Below are 24,185 nucleotides of genomic sequence, written 5' to 3' on the forward strand. Positions count from 1 at the left end.
CAGTTATTAGCAGTGGTAACCGCGTCGATTAATTCATCTCGCCGCATATAAGGCAGCACCAATTAGGCCAACTTTAGAGTTTAGAACGATATACACCGGAATTTTTTGCATCAACGTTTTCATCCGTCCTTTGGAATGAAATGCTTTAAGAAAGTCTCCCTGTTGCATCAGGGGTAAAATTTTGGACGCAAAACCGCCAACAACGTATAATCCTCCGTAGGGTAATAATTTTAGTGCTAAGTTTCCTGCTTCTGCACCGTAGGCTTCAACGAATAATTGCATTGCTAGCTGACAAAGGTAATCGTCTTTTTTTATGGCTTTTTTAGAAATTTCAGCCGATAAATCAATATTTTTGTAGGGTTCCTCTCGCCAAGTCTGATAAATTTTAGCTAATACTTCTGATTCTTTATTGGGATAGCGATCACGTAAAAATTGATAAATAGTGACAATTCCCCTTCCAGAAACCACTCTTTCTACCGATACCCGCTCTAAATTATATTTTTCACTGATATAGTTAAGCAATTCAAATTCTAGGGCGGAACGAGGAGCAAAATCTGCGTGAGCTCCTTCTGAGGCAAAAACACGAGTATTTCCTACGCTTAAAGGCACTAAAAAGCATTCTCCTAAACCAGTTCCAGCTCCTAAAATGGCGATTGGAGCTTGGGGATTAGACTGAACATCTTGTAAAACGAACAAGTCGTCAGAAGTTAGTCCTAAAATACCATAGCCGATAGCAGCATAATCATTGATTAGGGTCACCTTGTTTAAGAATAGATCTTGTTGTAAGCGATCACCGTCTAAATACCAATTTAAATTGGTTAGTTCTGAAGTATTATTCACCACAGGTCCTGCTATCCCAAAACAAGCTTTTTCTAGCTTAAAAGATTGATTTAAGTTCTCGGTTGCCTCTTGGACGAATTCTTGTAACATCGGTACGAGATTAGAGTATTTTTGACTTGGATAGGTTTTTTCATATAAGGTTGTTTGCTCTGGTAGGTTGTTCGTATTATCAGGAAATTTTGACTCAACTATACGTAAACTGGTTTTGGTCCCACCAATATCTCCAGCTAATAAAATACTCACGACAAGACTTCTCTCCGTTTTAAATTAGAGGTAAAGGTTCAGAGCTAAGGGTTCAAGAGGAAGCGATATTACTTACAATCTCTTAGGACTTAGATCTAAAGTATATTGTAAAAATACAATTTGCGAGTAATCGCTTAAATTGCTATTTTTACTTAGAAATTGATATCGGATTTAATAGGAATAATGAGGCTCGTTGTGCCATTTTTTTAGAAAGTCTAATTTTAGTTAAAGTCACTAAACCATCTTTAACAAAAGAATCTCTAACCAAAAGTTTATCTCCACTATTAAATTCGGTTTCGTAGAAAACTTTTTTTATACCAGCAGAAATGATTAATTTCAAACAGGAAATACAGGGTTCCAAGGTAATATAAACAACAGAACCATCGGTGGTAATTCCATGTTTTGCTGCTTGGGCAATTGCGTTTGCTTCTGCATGAACCGCACGAGATGGCAAGCCGCTAGAGGCATTGCAGCTACTTAATTCGCTATAACAAAAACCTTGGACAGTACAGTGAACGGCTCCTGACGGAGAACCATTATACCCTGTGGCTAATACTTGTCGATCTTTGACAATAACTGCACCGACAGGAAATGCTAAACAGGTCGATCTCGTCGCTGCCAGTTTAGCGATCATTAAAAAGTATTCATCCCAGGTTGGTCGTTGTTCTTCTAATAGTTTCATTTGCTATTATGGAGTTATTCTTTATAATTAACTCTTTTATTTTATGAATGAGTTATTAATTTTAATTTCCTAGAAAATGACTTAAAAACCAGTTGAACCAAATCCTCTAGGACCCCTGGTTGTATCACTTAAATCATCTACTTCTTCAATTCTAACTCGAATTACTGGAGCAATAACCATTTGAGCGATTCTCATTCCCTGTGTAACTCGAAAAGATGTTTTTCCATGATTAATTAAGATAACCCCAATTTCTCCTCGATATCCCTCATCGATAGTTCCTGGCGTATTTAAAACGGTGATTTTATGCTTTAGTGCCAGTCCACTTCTGGGACGTATTTGTGCCTCAGTATTTGGAGGTAATTCAATAGAAATTCCTGTTTTAATTAATTGACTTTCTCCCGATTTAATTTCTACATTTTCTATAGAAATTAAATCAAGACCTGAATCATTGTTATGTTCGTATCTAGGAAGTACTGCTTGTTCTCTTAATTTTATAATTTTAAGTTTCATTTACTTATGTTTTCTTTTTGTTTTTGACAGATGTCTTTATCTCTTAGAATAATCTTTGTTGAAAAAAATCAAAGGTTACAATTCTAGTCTTACAGTAAAAGGGAAAATTTTTAAAAAACTTTTGAAAAGTGCATTATTTTTTTAGTGTGTATTTTTTCAAAATCTAATAATTTTATCAAAACTTTAATATAAGCTTTTAAAGCTAGACTATTTTCTAAGTTTTATTAAATTTAATTCAAATGTTTGATCACAAAATATTCCCGATTTTGTCTATATTTACCTAATAACTATTTTTTAAAGAGCGCACTAGTATTTTTTGTAAGTTACTAAAAAATAATTTTTATTGACTTTCTTTTGATAACTTTAATTTTTAAAATTTAAAATTATCTCATAAAGAATATAAACTACTTCTATTTAACTTGAGATCATTATATTTAATATCTGTTATTCTTTTTTATAAAAAAACAGTATAATACGTATTTATTGATTAAAAAATTAGTGGTATATCTTGTTGATAACAATTTAGTTTGTTAACTAAACATAATTCTGCTTTTTGTAATTCTGTCCCTAAATACATCGCATGTTCAATTTGAATGCTAGGGGAATTTAAGGCTATCTTCTGATACAGTTGACGAGCAAGTTTACCTGAATAGCAGTTGACAATTTCTCCTGACCCTGGAGTTAAATGTTCAACAACAATACGATTATCCTTGACCGAAATTAAAAAGCTACCACTGGGGTCATCAAAATTTCTTTTCTGGTTCCTCTTCGTATATTCGGTATCAATAATTTGTTGTGTATGTTCCCAGCAGTCATTATAAATATGCGCGCTTTGACTAATAATGATTAGAGGACCTAAAGTTAAATTATGATCTGACTTTTTGATAACTTTATCTTGAATAAATTGCTGCATAAATCTTAATCCCATTGCATTAGCTGGCCAAGCAGAAAACATATCATTGCTACGAAATGTAGCAGTTAAGGATAATTCATTATCAACAATTCTCACCCAAATATGATTGAGACAAGGAGGACTATCGCTATCTTCATAATCGCTTACATCCCACAATGACATGACGGCTCTTGATGAGTGAATATCTTCTACCAATTTATTAATTAGTTGTTCAATTTGATCTCGTCCAAACCATGATCTTAAGCGTTGTCCGTATGTATACTTTACTCCTTCTCTTTGGGGCGCGTCGTCTAAGATTTGTTCAATATAATCTTTGAGAAAACTTCTTTTAATAGGTAAATAATTAGGCTCAGGAAAATAAAACTCTGGTGGTTCATCGGTAACAATAGCTATTAGATCAATTAATTCTTGCCATTGTCCATACATTGTTTGTCTAATTGTTCCTATTGTTTTAATTCTATGTAATATTTTAACCCAGGTTTCCGCAATAGTTTTTCCTTCAATTCGATGACCATATCTAGGACCTGGTAAAACTGTTGGATAACTTTCTCTTTCAGGAAAAGTTAACGGTTCTCCCCAAGGTTCTATTTTCAATTGATTAAATTCTTGGATTATATTCATTGCTTTTTCAATTGATATTGCTTCTTGGTATTTTAAAGAACGACGTAAATTTTCTAAGATATCAGCAGGAATTTCAATGTCAACATATCCAGTAATCTTAGAATTAATCACCCATATATTTCTGCCTGTATCGCTAATTCCTTGTCTAAAACCTTGTCGTAAAAAATCCAATAAACATCGACATCCTCCAGCATTTTTATCTTCTTTTGTTGCCTGCAAAATTACTAAATACCGGACATGAGGATTAGCTAATAAATTACGAATTAAGGGACTAATTCCCCTAGTAGGACTATACAAATTACCAATAACTGCATAGTCTTCTGAGTTTAAACGTTTAGCTATTGACTGTCGAACTGTCCATCCAGTGATGATGGCAGTCCGTCCATAACCACAGATCAGTTGATTAGGTTGATAATGAGGAATGTATTCAACTTTACATTTTGATTGAGTGATTCTCATGAATTAATTATGAGTAATTAATTTAGTTTTAACGAACCTGTCATATAAAAAATTAAAACACGGAGACAAAGTTTGATTGCCAACAATCGCTTTATAAAAACTGTAATTATTATACAGCTAATATTCTAGTAAGCTTGATGTTGAAGTTAAATTATGTTAAGCTAAACGTTCTAATTTTACTTATACTTTTAGTATTAAATACTTAACTTAGTTTAATAAACGAGATTTTAAATTTAGAAAAACTTATTATTTATCACTCATTATTTAGATCTAAATAATGAGTGATAAATAGAGATAAAAATAACTTATATTTATGTTTTTTTGTTAGCAAAATACTTATTAAGTAATGAATTAATAACTATAAAAATATTTTCTATAAATAATCTATTTATCTTGAAATAGATACAATCAATGCGTAAATAAATTTAAAGAAAATTTTAACTGTTGTTTTTTAGACAAAAAACTAAAGTATTTAAAGCAATACTTATTTTAAGAAGATGAAGTAAATAAACAAAAAATATAGATCATACTAATAAATTTAAATAATTAATTATAGCTAAAAACAATAATTAATTAATAGAATTGTTTTTGTCAAAGAAATAAATAGTTATTCTGTTGCGTTATGATACTTAAATAAGGAAGTGAGCATAATATTTATAGAAATCAGAAAATAAGAATAAATTAATAGCAAAATAACTAGAAGTTTTTTGGAAAATAGATTTTTAATTTTAGTAAAAATCTAAATATAGATCTAGAAAAACTTTTTCTATAAATAAATTATCAATAAATTAATATCACAAGCTGAAGTAGTAGTAAATGCATTCCGTGTAATGAACCCAGTCAATTCTCAATTGGATAATTAAGGAAAAACAATTAAAATAGAAGCTAAAAAGCTTAAAAATACTAGTCAAAAAGAAAAAATGTAGTAAATAAAAACAAATACATTTTAATTTAAAAAACAAAAAAATAACAAAAATAAAAATATAAGTTAAAATAACTATATAAAAACTAGCTATTTATTTCAAAAATACACTAATCTAAATAGTAATCTAGAACAAATTTTGAAAAACCTTTAAACTGGGTATTAGGACTCTTAAAACTAGCTTTATGGTTAAAAAACTCATTTACTATAGCTAAAAATTATTGTAACTAAAAAACTGTGGGATAGTTAGGTGTTGAATTGAAGAAACCATTACCTAAAATAATGGTAGGTATTAATAATAAATTGAAGTTTTCTAAAAAGAGAGTTTATAGATTAAGAAAATTTAGTATTTTTAAACTTTAAAGTGTTTGGTTTTAGCATTTTATTAGTTGACTCTACATTATTCAGTTCAGTGTAATATCATAAGTTAAAAACTACTAAAAGTTTCTTTAAGATAAGTTAAAATTTTTCTATGTATTTCTTCTATGGATCCAGTTCCATCTAATTTGAACATTTTTCCTTCATAAGTTTTAAAAATATTTTCGTAGTTATGTCTGACTTTTCTGAGCTTTTTTTCTGTCTCATATATTTCTCTAAGAGAATAATTATTGAGTCTAGATAAAGCAATTTTTAAGGGAATATCAATATAAAAAACTACATCAGGATCAGGAAATCTTTGATTTAGTGTTGCCACAAAAATAAACTCATTTTGAGCATCGCAATTATAAGCCAAAGATGAAAAATAATAACGGGTTGCTATGACATGAGTATGGTCTTCATTAATTAATTTGTAAACTCCATTTATGTCATTAAATAAATGATAATGCCTATCGGCTGTAAATAAATAAGCCATTTGTTCATCAAAGCTTTCTTTCTGTTTAATTGCAATAATTTTACTTTGCATAGCTTCACGAATTAATTTACCAATTGGCCCATCAGTAGGTTCAGAGCTAATAACAGCTTGCTGCTGGTGAGTAAGAAAGTAGTTTTTTAATAATTCTGCCTGAGTTGACTTCCCTGCCTTGTCAATTCCTTCTAATACAATAAATAATGATTTCATAGTCATCTCATATTAAATCAGTATAGTAGTACGGACTGCTCCGATGACAGCGATGCCTTCATCTTGGATACTCCTTCTCAATGAGAGGCTTCTAAAATCCCCTATCGGGTAATTGTGTTGAGGATAGAAAAATTTCTACTTAATTCCACTTTTAAGGAGAAAAAGAGAACTACTACGACCCCAGATATGCAGGGTTTTGGGACTGACATCACCAATTTGTTTCCTATATAGTAAAAGCGTTCACATAAAAAAGAAACCACCAAGATGTTTACCAAAATAACTACTGTTAACGAAAACGTCATCGTTATTCGTAACTATATCATTCTCGCGGCTACTGTCATGATGATGAGTTCTGGCTTAGTTGATACTTTTGTATCTCCTTTTCGTGCTGCTCAACAAGATCGTCTCGATAATTACGGACGTTATGTGAGTGCCGGACTGGTTGCTCAAGCTCAAAAATTTAGCCATTAATTAATTTAAATAAATTTAATAATCCAAAAAAACAACGAAGAATTAATAGTCCCAAAAAGATTTTTATAAAAAAATAATAAATTTTTTAGGAGAACTAATTTATTGTTTGAAATTGATAGAACGATAATTAACTTAAAATTAATAGTTGCACCTGATTTAGGATATAGAATCAACTAGTTACTAGTTACATACTAAGTCTCACACTTCAAGACTAAAAACTTACAAAATTTATAAACCAATAAGCTTTACTCTTAATAAGTTTTAATTAATTGTTAATATCTTTTACCATCTATTGAACTGTTTTTTAAATAAAAATAGAAAATAATTACTTTACAGTTAGGTGCGATTAATAAAAAGTTGGCACAAACTAACTAACTTAAATAATCACGATACCTTATCTTGGGTTTTTCAAAAATGTTTCTAAATTCGCTTTTAACTTAGTAAGTATTTTATCTTATCGATGATACCTTATACACCTAGTCTAATTTAGACCTTACTGTTTGTGTAAATCTTTTTTATCTTTAAGTGAAATAAATAGCTCTTTTAGAAGAAGTACTATAAATCAATAGTCGATGACTCCAAAAAATTTTTTTATTAATGTATTCTTTAACTTTATAAATCTAATTTACATTCTTTTTAGGAAATTAGAGATTTTTCAAAGTAAGGATTTAAGTTTACTATTGAAAAATAGTTAATATAGAATAGTCCAAAATACTTACTATTATTCAATTTTATACCCTCTCTTGTTTAAGACCTAGTTATTTTGATGTTATTACTTTCTTAGTTTAGATTTTTAACATCTTTTTAGGTATTCTCTTTTTAGAATTTTAAATATTTCATTTTCCTTTGTTATGAAAATTATTTTTTATTAGAAAGAAAAAAGTTATTTATTTTATATTTAATCTGTGTCAAAAGACTATATAAAAATATTATTTAATTGTCTTATTTGTTTAGATGTTAATTTTTATTTGTTCTACTAATTGAAGACTTATTAATAAATATAAAGTCCACAATTGATATATTAATCTTTTAATGTTGCTCATATAAACCCAACCATAAATAGTAGGGTTAACCGTCTTAACCTAGAAATTTATCGCACTTACAATATTTGGTATGGCTTTACTATACTTGCTCCTAAACAATGCAACCGACTAATCCTAATCAATTTACCGAAAAGGCATGGGAGGCTATTGTTCGAACTCCCGATATTGCTAAACAACATAGTCATCAACAAATTGAAAGCGAACACTTGATGGCATCTCTTCTCGAACTAGAAGGGTTAGCTACCAGCGTCTTTAATAAAGCGGATATTAGTATTCAACGTCTGCAAGACCAGACCGAAAAATTTATCCGTCGTCAACCCAAAGTATCTAACCTTGGCAAATCTATTTATTTAGGACGGAGCCTAGATAGTCTTCTTGACAGGGCTGAACAATTTCGTAAAGACTTTGGAGATGATTATATTTCTGTTGAGCATTTGCTGTTAGCTTATGCTAAAGACGACCGTTTTGGTCAGGCTTTACTACAAGAATTTGGTATCAATGAAACTCGATTAAAAGAGATTATTCAACAAGTCAGAGGAAATCAAAAAGTGACTAGTCAAAACCCTGAAGAGACATATGAATCGTTAGAAAAATACGGTCGGGATTTAACCCAATTAGCGCGAGAAGGTAAACTTGATCCGGTTATTGGACGAGATGACGAAATCCGTCGAACTATTCAAATTCTTTCTCGTCGAACTAAAAATAACCCTGTCTTAATTGGGGAACCTGGAGTTGGTAAAACTGCTATTGTTGAAGGGTTAGCACAACGGATTATTAACCGTGATGTCCCTGAATCTTTGCGAGACCGAAAGTTAATTGCCTTGGACATGGGAGCATTAATCGCCGGGGCAAAATATCGCGGAGAATTTGAAGAACGTCTTAAAGCAGTTCTCAAAGAAGTTACAGATTCTCAAGGGAATATTATCATGTTCATTGACGAAATTCACACCGTCGTTGGAGCGGGAGCAACACAAGGAGCGATGGATGCAGGGAACCTCCTAAAACCCAGATTAGCACGAGGAGAATTGCGCTGTATTGGGGCAACAACCCTTGATGAATATCGTAAATATATCGAAAAAGATGCTGCTTTAGAACGGCGTTTCCAAGAGGTCATAGTTAATGAACCAAATGTAGTCGATACTATCTCTATTTTACGGGGACTTAAAGAACGTTATGAAGTTCATCACGGAGTAAAAATTGCCGATACCGCTTTAGTTGCTGCGGCCATGTTATCTAACCGTTATATTAGTGATCGTTTTTTGCCAGATAAGGCTATTGACCTAGTAGATGAGTCAGCCGCTAAATTAAAAATGGAAATCACTTCTAAACCTGAAGAATTAGATGAAGTGGATCGCAAAGTTATTCAGTTAGAAATGGAACGATTATCTTTACAAAAAGAAGTAGATATCGTCTCTATAGAAAGGTTAGAAAAACTTGAGAAAGAACTTGCAGATCTCAAAGAAGAACAATCTCAACTTAATGCTCAATGGCAATCAGAAAAAGAGGCTATTGATGAAATTAGTAAGATCAAAGAGACTATCGACCAAATCAACTTAGAAATTCAACAAGCAGAACGAGATTATGATCTTAATAAAGCAGCAGAATTACGATATGGAAAACTAACAGATTTACAACGACAGATTAAGGAACTTGAGATAAAAATTGCAGAACGTCAAACGACTGGAAAAACTTTATTACGAGAAGAAGTTTTAGAATCAGATATTGCTGAGATTATTTCTAAATGGACAGGAATCCCTATTAGCAAATTGGTGGAATCAGAGAAAGAGAAATTACTTTATTTAGAAGATGAAATCCATAAACGATTGATTGGACAAGAAGAGGCTGTAACAGCTGTCTCAGAAGCTATTCAACGTTCACGTGCTGGGCTTTCTGATCCTAACCGTCCTACTGCAAGTTTTATTTTTCTTGGACCTACAGGGGTTGGTAAAACGGAATTGGCCAAGACATTAGCCGAGAATCTTTTTGATACGGAAGAAGCTTTAGTCCGCATTGATATGTCTGAATATATGGAGAAACATACAGTATCCCGTTTAATGGGTGCGCCTCCGGGGTATGTTGGCTATGATGAAGGAGGACAATTAACTGAAGCTATTCGTCGTCGTCCTTACTCTGTAATTCTGTTTGATGAAATCGAGAAAGCCCATAATGATGTTTTTAATGTCATGTTACAAATTCTCGATGATGGGCGATTAACTGACGCTCAAGGTCATGTAGTAGATTTCAAGAATACTATTATCATCATGACCAGTAATATTGGGTCGCAATACATTTTAGATGTGGCTGGAGATGATTCTCTTTATGAGGAAATGCGTTCCCGTGTGATGGATGCAATGCGTCATAGTTTTCGTCCTGAATTTCTTAATCGTATCGATGAAATCATCATCTTCCACGGGTTACAGAAATGTCAATTACAAAAGATTGTTGACAGGCAGATTCAGTTATTAAGAACACGATTAGCTGAGCAAAAAATCAGCCTGAACTTATCGGAATTAGCTTTAAATTTTCTAGCAGAAATAGGCTATGATCCAGTGTATGGTGCAAGACCATTAAAACGAGCAATTCAAAAATATTTAGAAACTGCGATAGCTAAGTCAATTTTGCGGGGAGAATTTAAAGCAGGAGATACTATTTTTGTAGATCTAGAAAATGAACGACTGACGTTTAAATGTTTGTTTGATGACAAGCAAATAGTTTAAATTGTATTGTAGAGTGTGTAATATTCACCCTCTAAAATAAAAACTAGAAGCTAGAAGTTGAAATATTTATCTATTTTTATAGACTAATAATGATAGCTTCATTATTCCAGAATCCCAAAAACTTAATTCTTATAAGAATTAAGTTTTTGGGATTCTGTGAGCTTTATAGAGCAAAACTTTAAATTTTTATTTATTTAATTTCATTAAACCTCTTGTGTAAAAATACAGAATATACAAACAAGGTTAGATTATTAATCATAAGCTTATAAATAAAAAGCTGTAATTTTTTTATATAAACGGCGTTATATTAGTCTTTTTATTTTAATTAAATCAAGTTAAGATATTTACTTTGACTTGATTGATACTTATGATACTAAATGCTCAACTCAGTTTAATAAATTAGATTCTAAATTTGGAATAATTCACTATTAATCATGAGGAAATCGTTGATCAGATAGGGAATAGTTTAACTTTTCAAGAAATAGACCAAACAACAACTTATATTTGTTTTGCTTAAAGCTATAATAAACTTGACTAAAATGATAAATTAACTATTAGAAATTTACTTTGGACTAAGAAAATTATCTATATAAAAATTCATCTTTATAAAATATGATATGATCAGTACTATGATATAGCACTACGCAAAAATATTTTAGCAGTTTTTAAAAGTAGTTTCTGTACATTCTCTAATCATTCCAAATTATCGACTATTTAATTATTTTTTTTCTGATTAGCAAAGTTCTTTAATATCTTTATACAGTTTTATGAATCTTCACAATAGTTATCTTCTTAGATAAGAAAAGAATATTTTTTAGAAAAATAGAAGAATAATAAATAAATTAAGTAAACAATAAATAAAAATAATATTAAAATAGTTAAATCAATAATTATAAATATAAAAAACTAAAATATAGAAATATTTTTTAATAAATAAAATCGCTTTTTTTTTAAAAAAAAGAAGTTTTAATAAAAGAAATTTTAGAAGAGATTGTTTTCTCTTTACTATTACGCAATCCGTAATTATATTCTATTAATAATATTTTTTCAAAGTGATTATTCATAGCCTGAGCTTCGCATAGCAGTTTCCTCCCAATCTGACTCTAAATTTTATCTTCTGATTGGCTTTAATTCTACTATAGAATTGATAATTAGACTTTATCTTTATATTTTTGATTTTGACATGACAAGCTCGCTAGAATCAGTGATTTTGATAGAAATTCATATTTCCACGTTTAAACCCCATAGAATTTTTACTAATAAACCGTCACGTTTTAGATTAATGAAAAAATAATAAAGTCTCATCTTCTAATTTAACTCCTGTCCCCATATCTCAACCGGAAATAAACATTACTCTTCGTCTCAGAAGTTATCTAACTAAACCTATCGTAGGTAACATAATTAATAACTTCTCTATTACTATCAATGACATACCATATTATCTCTTAATAATCCCCTAAAATCTGACTTCAGATTACCATTAACATTTTATCAGAAATAACTCTATTTATATCTATCTTAAATAGATCTAAGAATCGCTCAAATTGATTCCCTTCATCATTGAAGAATTCTGGAACTTGTGCTGTTTCTCTTTTTTATTATCATCAATTAACTTAGCCGTCTTTCTATCATAGATTTGCTGTTTAATATAAGTTGACCAGTCACCGTATTACTGACAACTGGTCACTATTAATTATCAACCATTTCCTACGCCATTACCATCCCGCCATCAACATTAAATACCTGTCCAGTGATATAAGAAGCGGCTGGATCAGTGGCTAAAAAACGAACCATTCCGGCTACTTCTTGAGGCATTCCATAACGACCAAGGGGAATAAACTTAATGATTTCTTGAGACTTAACATCCTTAGTCATATCCGTTGTAATAAACCCTGGTGCAACTGCGTTAATTGTCACACCACGACCAGCTAATTCTTTGGCTACGGTTTTTGTTAATCCAATTACACCAGCTTTAGCTGCGCTATAATTTGCTTGACCTGGATTACCTATTTGCCCAGAAACCGAGGCAATATTAATAATCCGTCCACGCTTCTGTTTTAACATTAGTTTAGCGACCGCTTTCGTACAGAGAAACACGCCTGTTAAATTAAGATCGATCACTTCTTGCCACTGTTCAAGCTTCATCCGTATAAGAAGAGTATCGTGGGTAATTCCAGCATTATTTACTAAAACATCAATCCTTCCGAATTGATTTAAAGTAGTTTCAACTAGAGTATTAACCTCTTCAGTTTTGGAAACGTCTCCTTGAACTGCAATTGCCTTTCCTCCTTTATCAATAATACTTTGTACTACTTCTTTGGCGGCTGTGCTAGAACGAGCATAGTTAACCACCACTTTTAGTCCTGTAGATCCTAAAGACAGAGCAATCGCTCGACCAATTCCCCGTGATGCTCCTGTAACGATCGAAACTTGTTCTGTTAAATCTACTTGACTATCTGCCATGATTACTCTCTCCAATTGTATCTTGCTAAACACTATCTTACGGGTTCAGGGAACATTTATTCAAAAGTGATTAGAGTATTACAGATACTTTCTATCAAAAGTTATTCCTTTTCTTTCTACATTTAGCTTCTCGAATCTCAAGTCTTCTATATTCTTTTTGAAATCACAATATTGATCTCATTTTTATAATTTATATTGACGTGAACATAATTTATCCATACTATTTTTGTGGATTTTAAGCCTGGATCTAACTGTTTAAACATCTTAACTAATTGTTTTCTACAAACAAATTAAATAGGAACAAAACTTCCTCTTTTATTTTAGTATTTACTAAATATTAATTTGTGAAAGCAATAACTTTTTACCCACTATTGCAGTTGTTTATCTGCAAAAAATTCTAGCTTATGTAGTGATACTGAGTTATTAAATGTTTCAGTATAAAATATCATCATCTATTTCAACGCAGTCAGTTCTCCCTATAAAAACGACATTTTTATTTCAGTAGTCTTTATGTTAGATTTTTAAAATCCGCTAGACAATAAACTTTCTAGTAAACTTAGTAGTTTAACTGTAATACTCCTGACCTTGCTGCTATAATTTTTTAATTAATTCCAATTTATTATTATTGCTTTTCATGAAGTAGTAAATATTTTTTTTATTTTAAAATAGTCAAATAACTAATTTTGTCACCGTCTTTATTAAAACCTTTCTCTGCTAAATTATTAACACCTTTTATGGATAAATATAAATAAACAGCTTCTGCAAAAAAATCGCTAAAGCTATTTTATATTCAACTATTGAAGTTTTATCTTCTAACACTTTTTATTACTTTTTTAAAAATTTTAAAAACTTTTATTATGTAAATTTTTAATAAGTAGAAGTATGAAAAATAAAAAAATAGTATTTTTCTTTATTTTCAAGTAGTAAGTTTATAAAAAATGGCTTAAGTTATACTTCTAAAACATCAACGGCAAAGTAAACTTATACATTCTTAGTATATTCATGTATAAAAAAATCTACCAACATTTATTTAAAGTAGAAACTTATTTATATACAACCAAAATATTAGCAGCGTCAATATGTAGCATCAGCAATATAGGATTTTACCCTACTAAACTAATGGTGGGACTGAACTATAATGTAATTGTGGTAATTAATGATGTATCATATAGAATACATTATCAATAATATATTGTTGTGATTCTTGTTGATAAAATTCTTATTTTGTCTCAGATAGGGTAATGAGAATTTTGGACTAGAAAATTAAACAATAACAAACGAATGAGTTTAAACTAAATGACCAGTGATTGATCCTGCTGGCAAATTTTAAACAGTGATCGCTATTACCCCTGTTCTCCTAGGCAGTCCTCTATGATTAATCCCTTTGAACCAGAAGAAATCGCCGCAGAAGGTATCAAACCCCAAGAATATGAAGAAATTGTTCAAAGACTAGGGCGCCATCCTAACAAGGCGGAATTAGGAATGTTTGGGGTCATGTGGTCAGAACACTGTTGCTATAAAAATTCTCGCCCCTTGCTACAACAATTCCCGACAAAGGGTGATCGCATTCTCGTTGGTCCAGGAGAAAATGCAGGGATCGTAAATTTGGAGGATGGACTACAATTAGCCTTTAAAATTGAATCCCATAACCACCCCTCTGCGGTCGAGCCTTTTCAAGGAGCAGCCACAGGGGTTGGTGGTATTCTCAGAGACATCTTTACCATGGGAGCACGTCCTATAGCTTGTTTGAACTCTCTGCGCTTTGGTAATTTGGAAGACGCCAAAACACGAAGATTATTTGTTGGGGTAGTTGAAGGAATCTCTCATTATGGTAATGCGGTTGGAGTTCCTACTATCGGAGGTGAAATTTATTTTGATACTACTTATGCCGGCAATCCCCTAGTGAACACTATGGCCCTGGGGTTGATGGAAACTTCCGAAATTGTTAAATCCGGGGCGTCAGGTATTGGCAATCCAGTTTTATACATCGGTTCAACTACTGGAAGAGATGGCATGGGAGGAGCGAGTTTTGCTAGTGCGGAACTTACGAACCAATCTATGGCTGATCGCCCTGCAGTACAGGTGGGAGATCCTTTTTTAGAAAAATCTTTAATTGAAGCCTGTTTAGAAGCCTTTAAAACTGGTGCAGTTGTCGCCGCTCAAGATATGGGGGCAGCAGGAATCACCTGTTCCACTTCAGAGATGGCAGCTAATGGAGGAGTAGGAGTTGAATTAGACTTAGATAAGATTCCTGTACGAGAAACCGGAATGGTTCCCTATGAATACCTGTTGTCGGAGTCCCAAGAAAGAATGTTATTTGTTGCCCAAAAAGGTAGGGAACAAGAATTAATTGAGATTTTTCACCGTTGGGAACTTCAAGCAGTGGTTGCTGGAACCGTTATTGGTGAACCCATTGTTAGGATATTATTTGAAGGAGAAATTGCTGCCGAAATTCCAGCTACGGCCTTAGCCAACAATACTCCTATTTATCATCGAAAACTACCAGAAAATCCCCCTGAATATGCCCAGATAGCTTGGCAGTGGACGACTGAAAGTTTACCTGATTGCACAGTAAATGGGATTGAGATTAACGGTCAATTGAAATCCTGGAATGAAATTCTTTTAGAATTATTGGATACTCCTACTATTGCCTCAAAAAAATGGGTCTATCGTCAATATGATCACCAGGTTCAGAATAATACTTTAATCTTGCCTGGAGAGGCTGATGCGGCGATAATTCGTATTCGTCCTATTGAAGCAAACCCAAACACCTGTAAGATTGGGGTGGCGGCTACCACTGACTGTAATTCACGCTATGTTTATCTTGACCCCTACGAAGGGGCAAAAGCCGCTGTGGCTGAGGCTGCTAGAAATTTGAGTTGTGTGGGAGCCGAACCTTTAGCAGTTACGGATAATCTCAATTTTAGTAGTCCTGAAAACCCTACTGGATATTGGCAATTGGCTCTAGCATGTGAGGGTATTTCTGAAGCTTGTCGAGATTTAAATACTCCAGTGACTGGGGGAAATGTTTCCCTTTACAATGAAACGATTGATTCTGCCGGAAAACCTCAACCTGTTTATCCTACTCCAGTCATAGGAATGGTGGGATTAATTCCTGATATTACAAAAATATGCGGTCAAGGGTGGCAAAAAGTAGGGGATTTAATTTATATTTTGGGAATAGGCAATAAGCCTACCTTAGGAGGGTCAGAATACTTAGCTAGCTCGCATGGGATAGTAGCGGGGAAGCCACCTAAAGTAAACATTAATACTGAAATTTTAGTACAAAAAGTATGCCGTAATGCCATTCGTCAAGGTTGGGTAAAATCTGCTCATGATTGTTCAGAAGGCGGACTAGCTGTTGCCTTAGCCGAATGTTGCATTAGTGGTAGATTAGGGGCGGAGATTTTCCTACAAGTGGAAGATGAGAAACGACTTGATGAGTTGTTATTTGGAGAAGTAACTGGACAAATAATTATTTCTGTTAGTCCCATAAATCGAAATAAATTGGAAAGCTATTTGAATCAAGAGTTGAGCAAAAATTGGCAAAAAATAGGTAATACTTCTGCTAAGAGTTTAAACATCGCTGTTTATGACAACTTTTCTCTGATTAATTTAGATATCAAGCAGATGCTGAAAACCTGGTCAACAGCAATTGAAAGACGGTTGAAAGTTTAGACTTAAATAAAAGTATAAATGTCTGCAGCAGACGTTTATACTTTTATTTTTTAATGTTTAAATAAAACTTAATAAACTCATTAATTAAATGTCATAAAATTTTTGAAAAATATGCATAAGTACAGTTAGTAGCAGATTTTTGAATACCGTAATAATGGTTCTTATGAAGAAATGATCAGTTTTTTTAAACTAAACATCCAATATTAATTTTAAATTAAAAACAATTTAAATTAGTATCACTGGTCTATACAAATTAGAGGGCTGCGCTTTATAATCGTTTAACCTTAGATAAAAGTTTTGGTTAAACTAGATAAAAAACTGTTAAAGCATGTTCGTGTATTCTTAACTAGACCGATTTCAGCTAAAATTGCCAGACCGCCTCTTTCAGGAGCAAAATCCTATCCATGACTGCTAACGACCAGATTCTTAATTCTCATCAGCAACTGACTGCTACCATTGACCCTCTTTATCAGCCTTCTGGAAAACCAAAAGAAGCCTGTGGTGTTTTTGGACTTTATGCCCCCGAAAAAATCGTTGCAAAACTAACATATTTTGGACTTTATGCCCTACAACATCGAGGACAAGAATCAGCCGGAATTGCAACTTTAGATGAGGATGGTGTTCACATTCACAAGGACATGGGGTTAGTCTCCCAAGTTTTTAAAGAATCTATTTTAGATAAATTGATTGGAAAAATAGCAGTCGGACACACCCGCTATTCAACTACAGGATCTAGTAAAAAAGCTAACGCTCAACCTGCTGTTCTCAACACCCGTCTAGGTCATCTAGCTCTTGCACACAACGGCAACCTTGTCAATACTCTAGAGTTACGTCAGATACTAAAAAAACGAGGCTGCCACTTTGACACTAGCACCGATTCAGAGATGATTGCAGTAGCGATTGCCCAAGAAGTTGATGAGGGCAAAGACTGGTTAGAAGCAGCTATTAGTTCGCTTCAATTGTGTTCTGGCGCCTATAGCTTAGCTATTGGAACTCCAGCGGGATTAATGGGAGTAAGAGATCCTAACGGTATTCGTCCCTTAGTTATCGGTACTTTAGAAGGAAATCCTGTTCGTTATGTTCTTGCCTCAGAAACTTGTGCCTTAGACATTATTGGGGCAGACTATCTACGGGATGTAGAACCAGGAGAATTAGTTTGGATTACTGAAAATGGTTTATCATCTTTCCACTGGGTAACTCAACCGAAACGGAAATTGTGTATTTTTGAAATGATTTATTTTTCTCGTCCTGATAGCATAATGCACGGTGAAACTCTGTACAGTTATCGAGTGCGTTTAGGGCGACAATTGGCACGAGAATCTATTGTTGAAGCTGATTTAGTGATGGGAGTTCCTGATTCTGGTATTCCGGCAGCTATTGGGTTTTCCCAGGTATCAGGAATTCCTTACGGGGAAGGGTTAATAAAAAATCGTTATGTAGGAAGAACATTTATCCAACCTACTCAACAGATGCGAGAGTCGGGGATAAAAATGAAGTTGAATCCCCTTAAAGATGTACTGGCAAACAAACGAGTGATTATAGTAGATGATTCTATTGTACGAGGAACCACTAGTCGTAAAATTGTCAAAGCCTTACGTGATGCTGATGCTAAGGAAATACATATGAGGATTTCCTCTGCCCCTGTCACTCATCCATGTTTTTATGGCATTGATACTGACAACCAAACTCAGCTAGTGGCAGCCACCAAATCTGTTGCTGATATTGCAAGACAAATAGGAGTAGATTCTTTGGCTTATCTGAGTTGGGACGGAATGTTAGAAGTAACGGGAGAAGATCCTAATAGTTTCTGCTCTGCTTGTTTTACTGGAGATTATCCTGTTAGCATTCCCGAAATAATTAAGCGATCTAAGCTCCTTGTGGAAGAAGCAACAGTATGAGTCTTTTTACCTAAAAATAATTAGTAGACTTATCCTATTATTCTCAATAATTAAATAAAACCAAGAAGTTTTGAAACTTTACAGATAAAATTCCCTTTAAGTTTGCTATAAATAATCAGTGGAAACATTTTTATGTTTAAATTTAAGGAGATGGAAAGGCAGAGAAATTGCAGATTTGATAAATCTATAAAAAAATGTATTTTGGGAAAACAATTTTTGGATTGATTATAAAAGGAAAAGAAATAATTTGGAAAGAAAAAGATATTAAGATCTCTTAAAGAGGGAAAGCTTGGAAAAAGATAAAAAAACTAATAATCACTAACAATTATTTAATTTTTAAAAAAATTTTATACCGAGCTTGTTATCTGAAAATCAAAAATATAAAATAAAGACAAATTTTGAGTGTCAATAATGAGTTCGTAAAAAACATAATTATGGTATAAATTTAATTTAAAAATAGTCTGATTTATCGAAAAAACTGACCAAATATAAATTAGTATTTATATTTAGTCAGCTGCCCTTAGATTCTATTAAAACAATAAATTGACTATCGAAAATTTGCCTTAAGGAGAAAGAGGCGTATATATCAGGCTTAATGATCATCAATGAAATAATCAAACAAGAAATAGAAATAATACTTAAAAATTTTGATCAAGTATTACAGATATCAAAACCTTAGAAGTTAAAAGAGTTTGCTTTTGATTAAATTGCTATGATTAAAAGACAAAAAAATTATTATACTAAATTTGATTGCCATACTAGCCTGAAAAAATACAGAAAATTTAACTTATGATTATTGATAAAATTTTTCATTTCTTTTAAATTCATTAAATAGCTATATACCTATTTTTACTTCTGAATATCTTTCATATAGTTTTTTTGTAAAAAAGTTTGATTTTTAAGAAATATTTTCTATTCAGGAGACTCTATATTTTGATCTTAGACTTTGACAAGAGTATCTAAACTTTTTTTAGTAAAATTATTTTCTTTACCTGTCCAACTGACTACTGTCGGTTATGTCCATATTCACCTATCTGCTAGTCTGGATTTTAATTTATGAGCTAATTTTTCAGATAGTTTATTAGTTGATAATTTTCTTAGCCTCTTTGTTTCAAATTCTTATCCTTAAAATTTTTAATTAGTTATTTTTAAAATTTTCTTACTATAAGAATCAACCATGATTATAGTAAAAAATTTTTTTGAGAATCCATTGCCAAGATACTTTCAAAAGAAAATGCTATCTTTTTTATTTCAGTAAACTAGAACGTGGAACTTAATATTGTCTATACAATACTTCTATTTAGACTATTGCCCTCTTATTATAAGTTAATTTTCATAACTATACTTAGTATTATATAGTGTCAGTAGATTTACATAAAGTAATAACGGTGATATCTAAGAAATAAGAAAATTTTAAGAAAGAGCAAAATAGTTATAATTTTGGGAGAAAAATTTAGGAGAAAAAGACTTTGAAGGAGATTAAAGAAATTTGTCTAGATTTTATAAAAACCTATAAATATGAATAAATTAATGTTATAAACTTAAATAGCAGTATATATATTTTATGTCATCAAACAAGTCAATGCTTAATTAGATGATCAAAAAAAATTCAAATAAGAAGCTATAGAACTTAAAAATTAAGTTAAAATTAAATAAATCAAGAATTAAATAAGAGTATAAATATTTAATTTATTGAATTTAAAAACAAAAAAATGAAATAAATAAGTTAAATTAGACTTATAAAATATAACTAGTTCCTGAGAGATACACCAATTGTAAAAAAATTTAGACTGGGTATCAGAACTATTAAAATTAACTAATCGATGTAAAAAAAATTACTAATTACAGTTAAAAAGCTGTTTAAAATATATTAGATTAGACAAATATTATTTTTTTTAGAAAAGAATATTAGAAGATATAAACAATAAATTTAAGTTGATTAAAAGAAGAGTTTCTTGATTCAAAAATTTTGCCAATTTTTAACTCTGAAGTTTCTTAAATTGGTATTTAACCAGTTCATTCTATATAAGCAGTTCAGTAAAACCACATTTATTAAGAAAAGTTACTCTAAAATAGTTACTTAACTAACTAACTTTAATTTAGATCCCTGATTGTCTTTATATACTTCAATACGACATTGAAAAGCCTCTTTAAATCGTGGCATATGAGTAACACTTAAAATACAAGAAAACTCTGAAGCGATGGCATTAATTGCTGCAATTAATTGCTCACAACCTTGAGCATCCTGGGTTCCAAATCCTTCATCAATGATAAGCATTTGTAGAGAAGTTCCTGCCTGTTGTGCTAGTAATTTTGCCAAAGCTAAACGAATAGAAAAATTAATTCTAAATGCCTCCCCACCTGAATAAGTTTCATATGAACGAGTTCCTTGATAATCAGAAATTAAAATATCTAAAGTATCAATAACTTTTGTAGTTTTCTTTCGAGAACTGCCACTACGTCCTTTTCTTTGAGTAAAGAATTGAATATGGAGTTGATTATCTGTTAATCGAGCAAGAATTTGATTAGTTTCAGCTTCTAATTGAGGTAAAATATTTTCAATCATTAATGCCTGGATCCCGTTTTTCCCAAAAGCTTTAGCTAATTCTGTATAAACACGATATTTTCTATAGATATCTTTAAGTTGTTTTTTATCATCAGTAAATTGTTGTTTAACGCTTTCTAATTGAGAAATAGATTGTTCTAATCTTCCTCGGTTTGCTAATAACTCATCTAATTTTTGTCGTTGACTTTGAATACTTTTTTCTAAAAAAGCAATTACTTCTCTTTGATCTGCTGTGTGTTTTATCTTAAAAGATAAGACATCAATTTCTTGTTTAATTTTCTTTTGTTCAGTCAGGTTATCATTTAATCGTATTTCTACAATTTCTAACCGTTTTTGTAATTGGGGATATTGTTGTTTTGCTTGTTGCAATTCTTGAAATTTTAATTCCCAAAAATGGGACTCGCGAAGAGACTTTAGTAATTTCTGGTGATCCGAATTTTTATAGCCTAAATTTTGAATTAATTGTTCTATTTCCTTAATTTCTTGTTTAATCTTTGAGGTTTGATGCAAGTCTTTGATTTCTTGTTTAAGAGCAGATATTTTTTTAATAAGTTGAGGTTTTTGTTGTGAAATAATTGACTGACGGTGATTCGCTTCTTCTAGTTTAGCTTGTATAATTTCTGCTTTACGTAATTGTTCGACTTCTCCTCTAACTAGAGCATGGGTTTGCTCGTCATAATTGAGATGTTTTAATTCTTTATTTAGAGTATTAAGTTCAGATTGTAAATCTACAGCATAGCTATTTTGGGTCAATTTTTGTTCGATTTCTTGAATTTTTTTTCTAACTTGTTTGAGTTTAAAATTGACTGCTTCAATAGTTTCTAGTTGTGCTTCTAATTGTCCAAACTTTTTCTGTAATAAAGGATAAGCAGTTAAGTCTTTGTTTAATTTAGTATATTCTTCTCGTAGTGTTTTTAATTCTTTTTCTACAAGGGACATCTGTTCTTGTAACATCCAAATTTTATCTTTGATTTCCTGTTCCTGCAATTGAGTTTTACTAATGACATGATTAAGATGAGTTTCATTTAATGTCTGTTCACATAGAGGACAAGTCGAATTTGGGATGTTTAGTTTTTGCAATTTTTGCTTTAGTTCTTCAATTTTTTCTTTAAAAATTCGATGATTTTCTCTGAGCCTTTCTTGATACTCTCTTTGTTTTTGACCTTTTTCTTCCACTCGTTTTTTATAAACTTTTTTGTTATTAAGATTTTGTATATTAGTATCAATTTCTGATATATATTTTCGTATTTTGGGGATTTTATCCACTTGTTTTAAACACTCAGTTTCAGCAATATAAAGCTGTTCTAGCTGAGCCTTTAAATTAGCTTTAACTTGTTCAATTTCAGATTGTAAATTATAGTATCTTTGTTGAATTGGTGCAACTTTATGCTGTAACTTATCTAATTCATATAGATATCTACGACGATTGAATAGGTGTTGCAAAGTAGTTTTAACTTCATCAGAATTCTTCAGAATATGCTGCAGTTCTTTTTCCTGTTGTTCCAATATATCTAATTGAGTTTGAGCTTGATGAATTTGTAACTCAATTACATTATGTTCTTTATTAAGTTTTTGGGTTAATAATTGTTGTCTTTTAGTTTTATCTTGATGAACTTCAAACTTAAGAGATAAGCTTTTTTCTTTCTTTTGTAATTCTGATAACTGCTGGCAACCTTTAATAATATTATCTTCTTGGTTGGTAGTTATTATGATACGATGTAGATGTTGATTAATTTCATCCTTTTCCTTTTGCAATCTTTGTTCGTCTTTGACTAGTTTATTGTATTGTTGTTCTTGCCAATCTAGTTGGTTAGACCAAGTTTTTCTCTGCTGTTCTTCTCCTTGAAGTTGCCCGAGCTTAATTTTTTGTTGTTCTTGATTAAGTTTAAGTTTTTGTATCTGTTCTGCTAGAATTTCTTGTTGTTCTTGAATATCTTTTTTCTTTTCTAGTTTTTCTTTTATAGATACTAGACTAAATTCAATTTGTTGAGCTTGTCCTTGACATTGTTTAGATAAATCCTTCGCTCGATTAGATAATTCTTGATACTGTTCAAGCTTTAATAAGTCTGCTAATATCTGTTTCCGTTCTGTTGGGCGACGTAGCATAAATTCATCAGCTCTTCCTTGACGTAAATATGCTGAATTAATAAACGTTTCATAATCCAGTTTTAAGGAGGAAACTACTTTTTCTTGAGTAGCTCGTGTTCCTTTGCTAGTCAATGAACGAAATTCTCCTAAACTTTCTATTTGAAATTCTAGATGACTACTACGTCCTCGATGACGATTACGGATGATTCGATAAACTTCTTGATTACTAATAAATTGAAAATCAACTCGCACATAGTCACATCCTGTATAAATAACATCATCATCAACTAAGGCGCGACTTTTACCCCAAATCACCCAGGTAATTGCTTCGAGTAAAGATGATTTTCCTGCACCATTTGCACCACAGACACAGGCTGTATGTAACCCTCGAAAGTCTAGAGTTGCTTCTCGATAGCTAAGAAAGTTTTTCAGAGTGAGTTCGAGGGGAATCATTCAAATCCTTATCAATGGACAATTTCCTATAATCTCTAAAATTGTTGAGAGTATTTTTTAAATAAAAAGTTATCTATTCCTTTTGCTTAGTCTATCTAATAGCTACTAGACAATTCTAGCTTGTTCATCTAAAACCTCACCATTATTTATCTAATTGTTGACAATTTTATAAATCGATATCTGTTTATTATTGAGGTTTGAGACAGGAATCATTTCCCCCCTGATGTCTAGTAATTGTACTAGGATAAGATAAGCAATCGCTAAGAAAATAGAAACTGCTCCGGTGATAATAGCAACGATTTTTCCTGAGTTCATTAACAGTTCCTCAATAACGTGATTTTATTAATATAACTTATCAATCCTGATTAATGATCAATGTAAAATTACTTAATCTTTGGAAGAGGTTTCATGAATTTCATAAAAAAAACTTTTTATAATTAAATTTTTATAACTGAAGTTTTCAGTAAAAATATCTAGTTTGATATTTCTTGAAGGATTTTAGTGATTTTTTACCTAGTTGTCAAAAAACAATACCAATTTTTTAGGAATGATTCAGTC

The 24,185-nt window shown here is 31.6% G+C and carries 12 protein-coding genes; 4 read left to right on the forward strand and 8 right to left on the reverse strand.

The window, feature by feature from the left end; translation table 11 throughout:
• Nucleotides 1-33 precede the first annotated feature (33 nt).
• From RGRSB_RS05520 to tmk, 5 genes are all read right to left on the reverse strand, one after another.
• Complete coding sequence (locus tag RGRSB_RS05520; RefSeq protein ID WP_119260183.1) at nt 34-1,083, reverse strand: glucokinase; 1,050 nt, start codon at nt 1,081-1,083, stop codon at nt 34-36.
• 148 nt (nt 1,084-1,231) lie between these two features.
• Nucleotides 1,232-1,765: a deoxycytidylate deaminase gene (locus tag RGRSB_RS05525; protein ID WP_119260184.1), complete on the reverse strand. Its 534-nt coding sequence runs from the start codon at nt 1,763-1,765 to the stop codon at nt 1,232-1,234.
• Nucleotides 1,766-1,846: 81 nt separating this feature from the next.
• Nucleotides 1,847-2,275, reverse strand: coding sequence for a dUTP diphosphatase (dut, locus tag RGRSB_RS05530; RefSeq protein ID WP_119260185.1), 429 nt, complete (start codon nt 2,273-2,275; stop codon nt 1,847-1,849).
• A 487-nt stretch (nt 2,276-2,762) separates the two neighbouring features.
• Nucleotides 2,763-4,268, reverse strand: a complete 1,506-nt coding sequence (locus RGRSB_RS05535; protein ID WP_119260186.1) for a thymidylate synthase — start codon at nt 4,266-4,268, stop codon at nt 2,763-2,765.
• Nucleotides 4,269-5,617: 1,349 nt separating this feature from the next.
• Nucleotides 5,618-6,250: a dTMP kinase gene (gene tmk, locus RGRSB_RS05540; protein ID WP_119260979.1), complete on the reverse strand. Its 633-nt coding sequence runs from the start codon at nt 6,248-6,250 to the stop codon at nt 5,618-5,620.
• A gap of 264 nt (nt 6,251-6,514) precedes the next feature.
• On the opposite strand from tmk, the gene RGRSB_RS05545 reads away from it, so the two are divergent.
• Both RGRSB_RS05545 and clpB read left to right on the forward strand, forming a co-directional pair.
• Nucleotides 6,515-6,721 (forward strand): hypothetical protein, encoded by a 207-nt coding sequence (locus RGRSB_RS05545; protein ID WP_119260187.1) that lies wholly within the window; start codon nt 6,515-6,517, stop codon nt 6,719-6,721.
• A gap of 1,141 nt (nt 6,722-7,862) precedes the next feature.
• Nucleotides 7,863-10,481: an ATP-dependent chaperone ClpB gene (gene clpB, locus RGRSB_RS05550; protein ID WP_119260188.1), complete on the forward strand. Its 2,619-nt coding sequence runs from the start codon at nt 7,863-7,865 to the stop codon at nt 10,479-10,481.
• Nucleotides 10,482-12,188: 1,707 nt separating this feature from the next.
• On the opposite strand, the gene fabG is transcribed toward clpB, so the two are convergent.
• Entirely contained in the window at nt 12,189-12,944 is a 756-nt protein-coding gene (fabG, locus tag RGRSB_RS05555; RefSeq protein WP_119260189.1) for a 3-oxoacyl-[acyl-carrier-protein] reductase, read from the reverse strand.
• A 1,371-nt stretch (nt 12,945-14,315) separates the two neighbouring features.
• Between fabG and purL the strand changes: the two genes are divergently transcribed.
• On the forward strand, nt 14,316-16,622 hold the full coding sequence (purL, locus tag RGRSB_RS05560; RefSeq protein WP_119260190.1) for a phosphoribosylformylglycinamidine synthase subunit PurL: 2,307 nt from the start codon (nt 14,316-14,318) through the stop codon (nt 16,620-16,622).
• Between the two features lie 404 nt (nt 16,623-17,026).
• Nucleotides 17,027-18,520, forward strand: coding sequence for an amidophosphoribosyltransferase (purF, locus tag RGRSB_RS05565; protein ID WP_119260191.1), 1,494 nt, complete (start codon nt 17,027-17,029; stop codon nt 18,518-18,520).
• Nucleotides 18,521-20,600: 2,080 nt separating this feature from the next.
• Here the strand turns inward: purF and sbcC are convergent.
• On the reverse strand, nt 20,601-23,627 hold the full coding sequence (gene sbcC / locus RGRSB_RS05570; RefSeq protein ID WP_119260192.1) for an exonuclease subunit SbcC: 3,027 nt from the start codon (nt 23,625-23,627) through the stop codon (nt 20,601-20,603).
• A gap of 150 nt (nt 23,628-23,777) precedes the next feature.
• On the reverse strand, nt 23,778-23,942 hold the full coding sequence (locus RGRSB_RS10095) for a hypothetical protein (protein WP_172582046.1): 165 nt from the start codon (nt 23,940-23,942) through the stop codon (nt 23,778-23,780).
• Between the last annotated feature and the right edge of the window lie 243 nt (nt 23,943-24,185).

The sequence above is a fragment of the cyanobacterium endosymbiont of Rhopalodia gibberula genome, assembly GCF_003574135.1.
Taxonomy (GTDB): Bacteria; Cyanobacteriota; Cyanobacteriia; order Cyanobacteriales; family Microcystaceae; genus Rippkaea.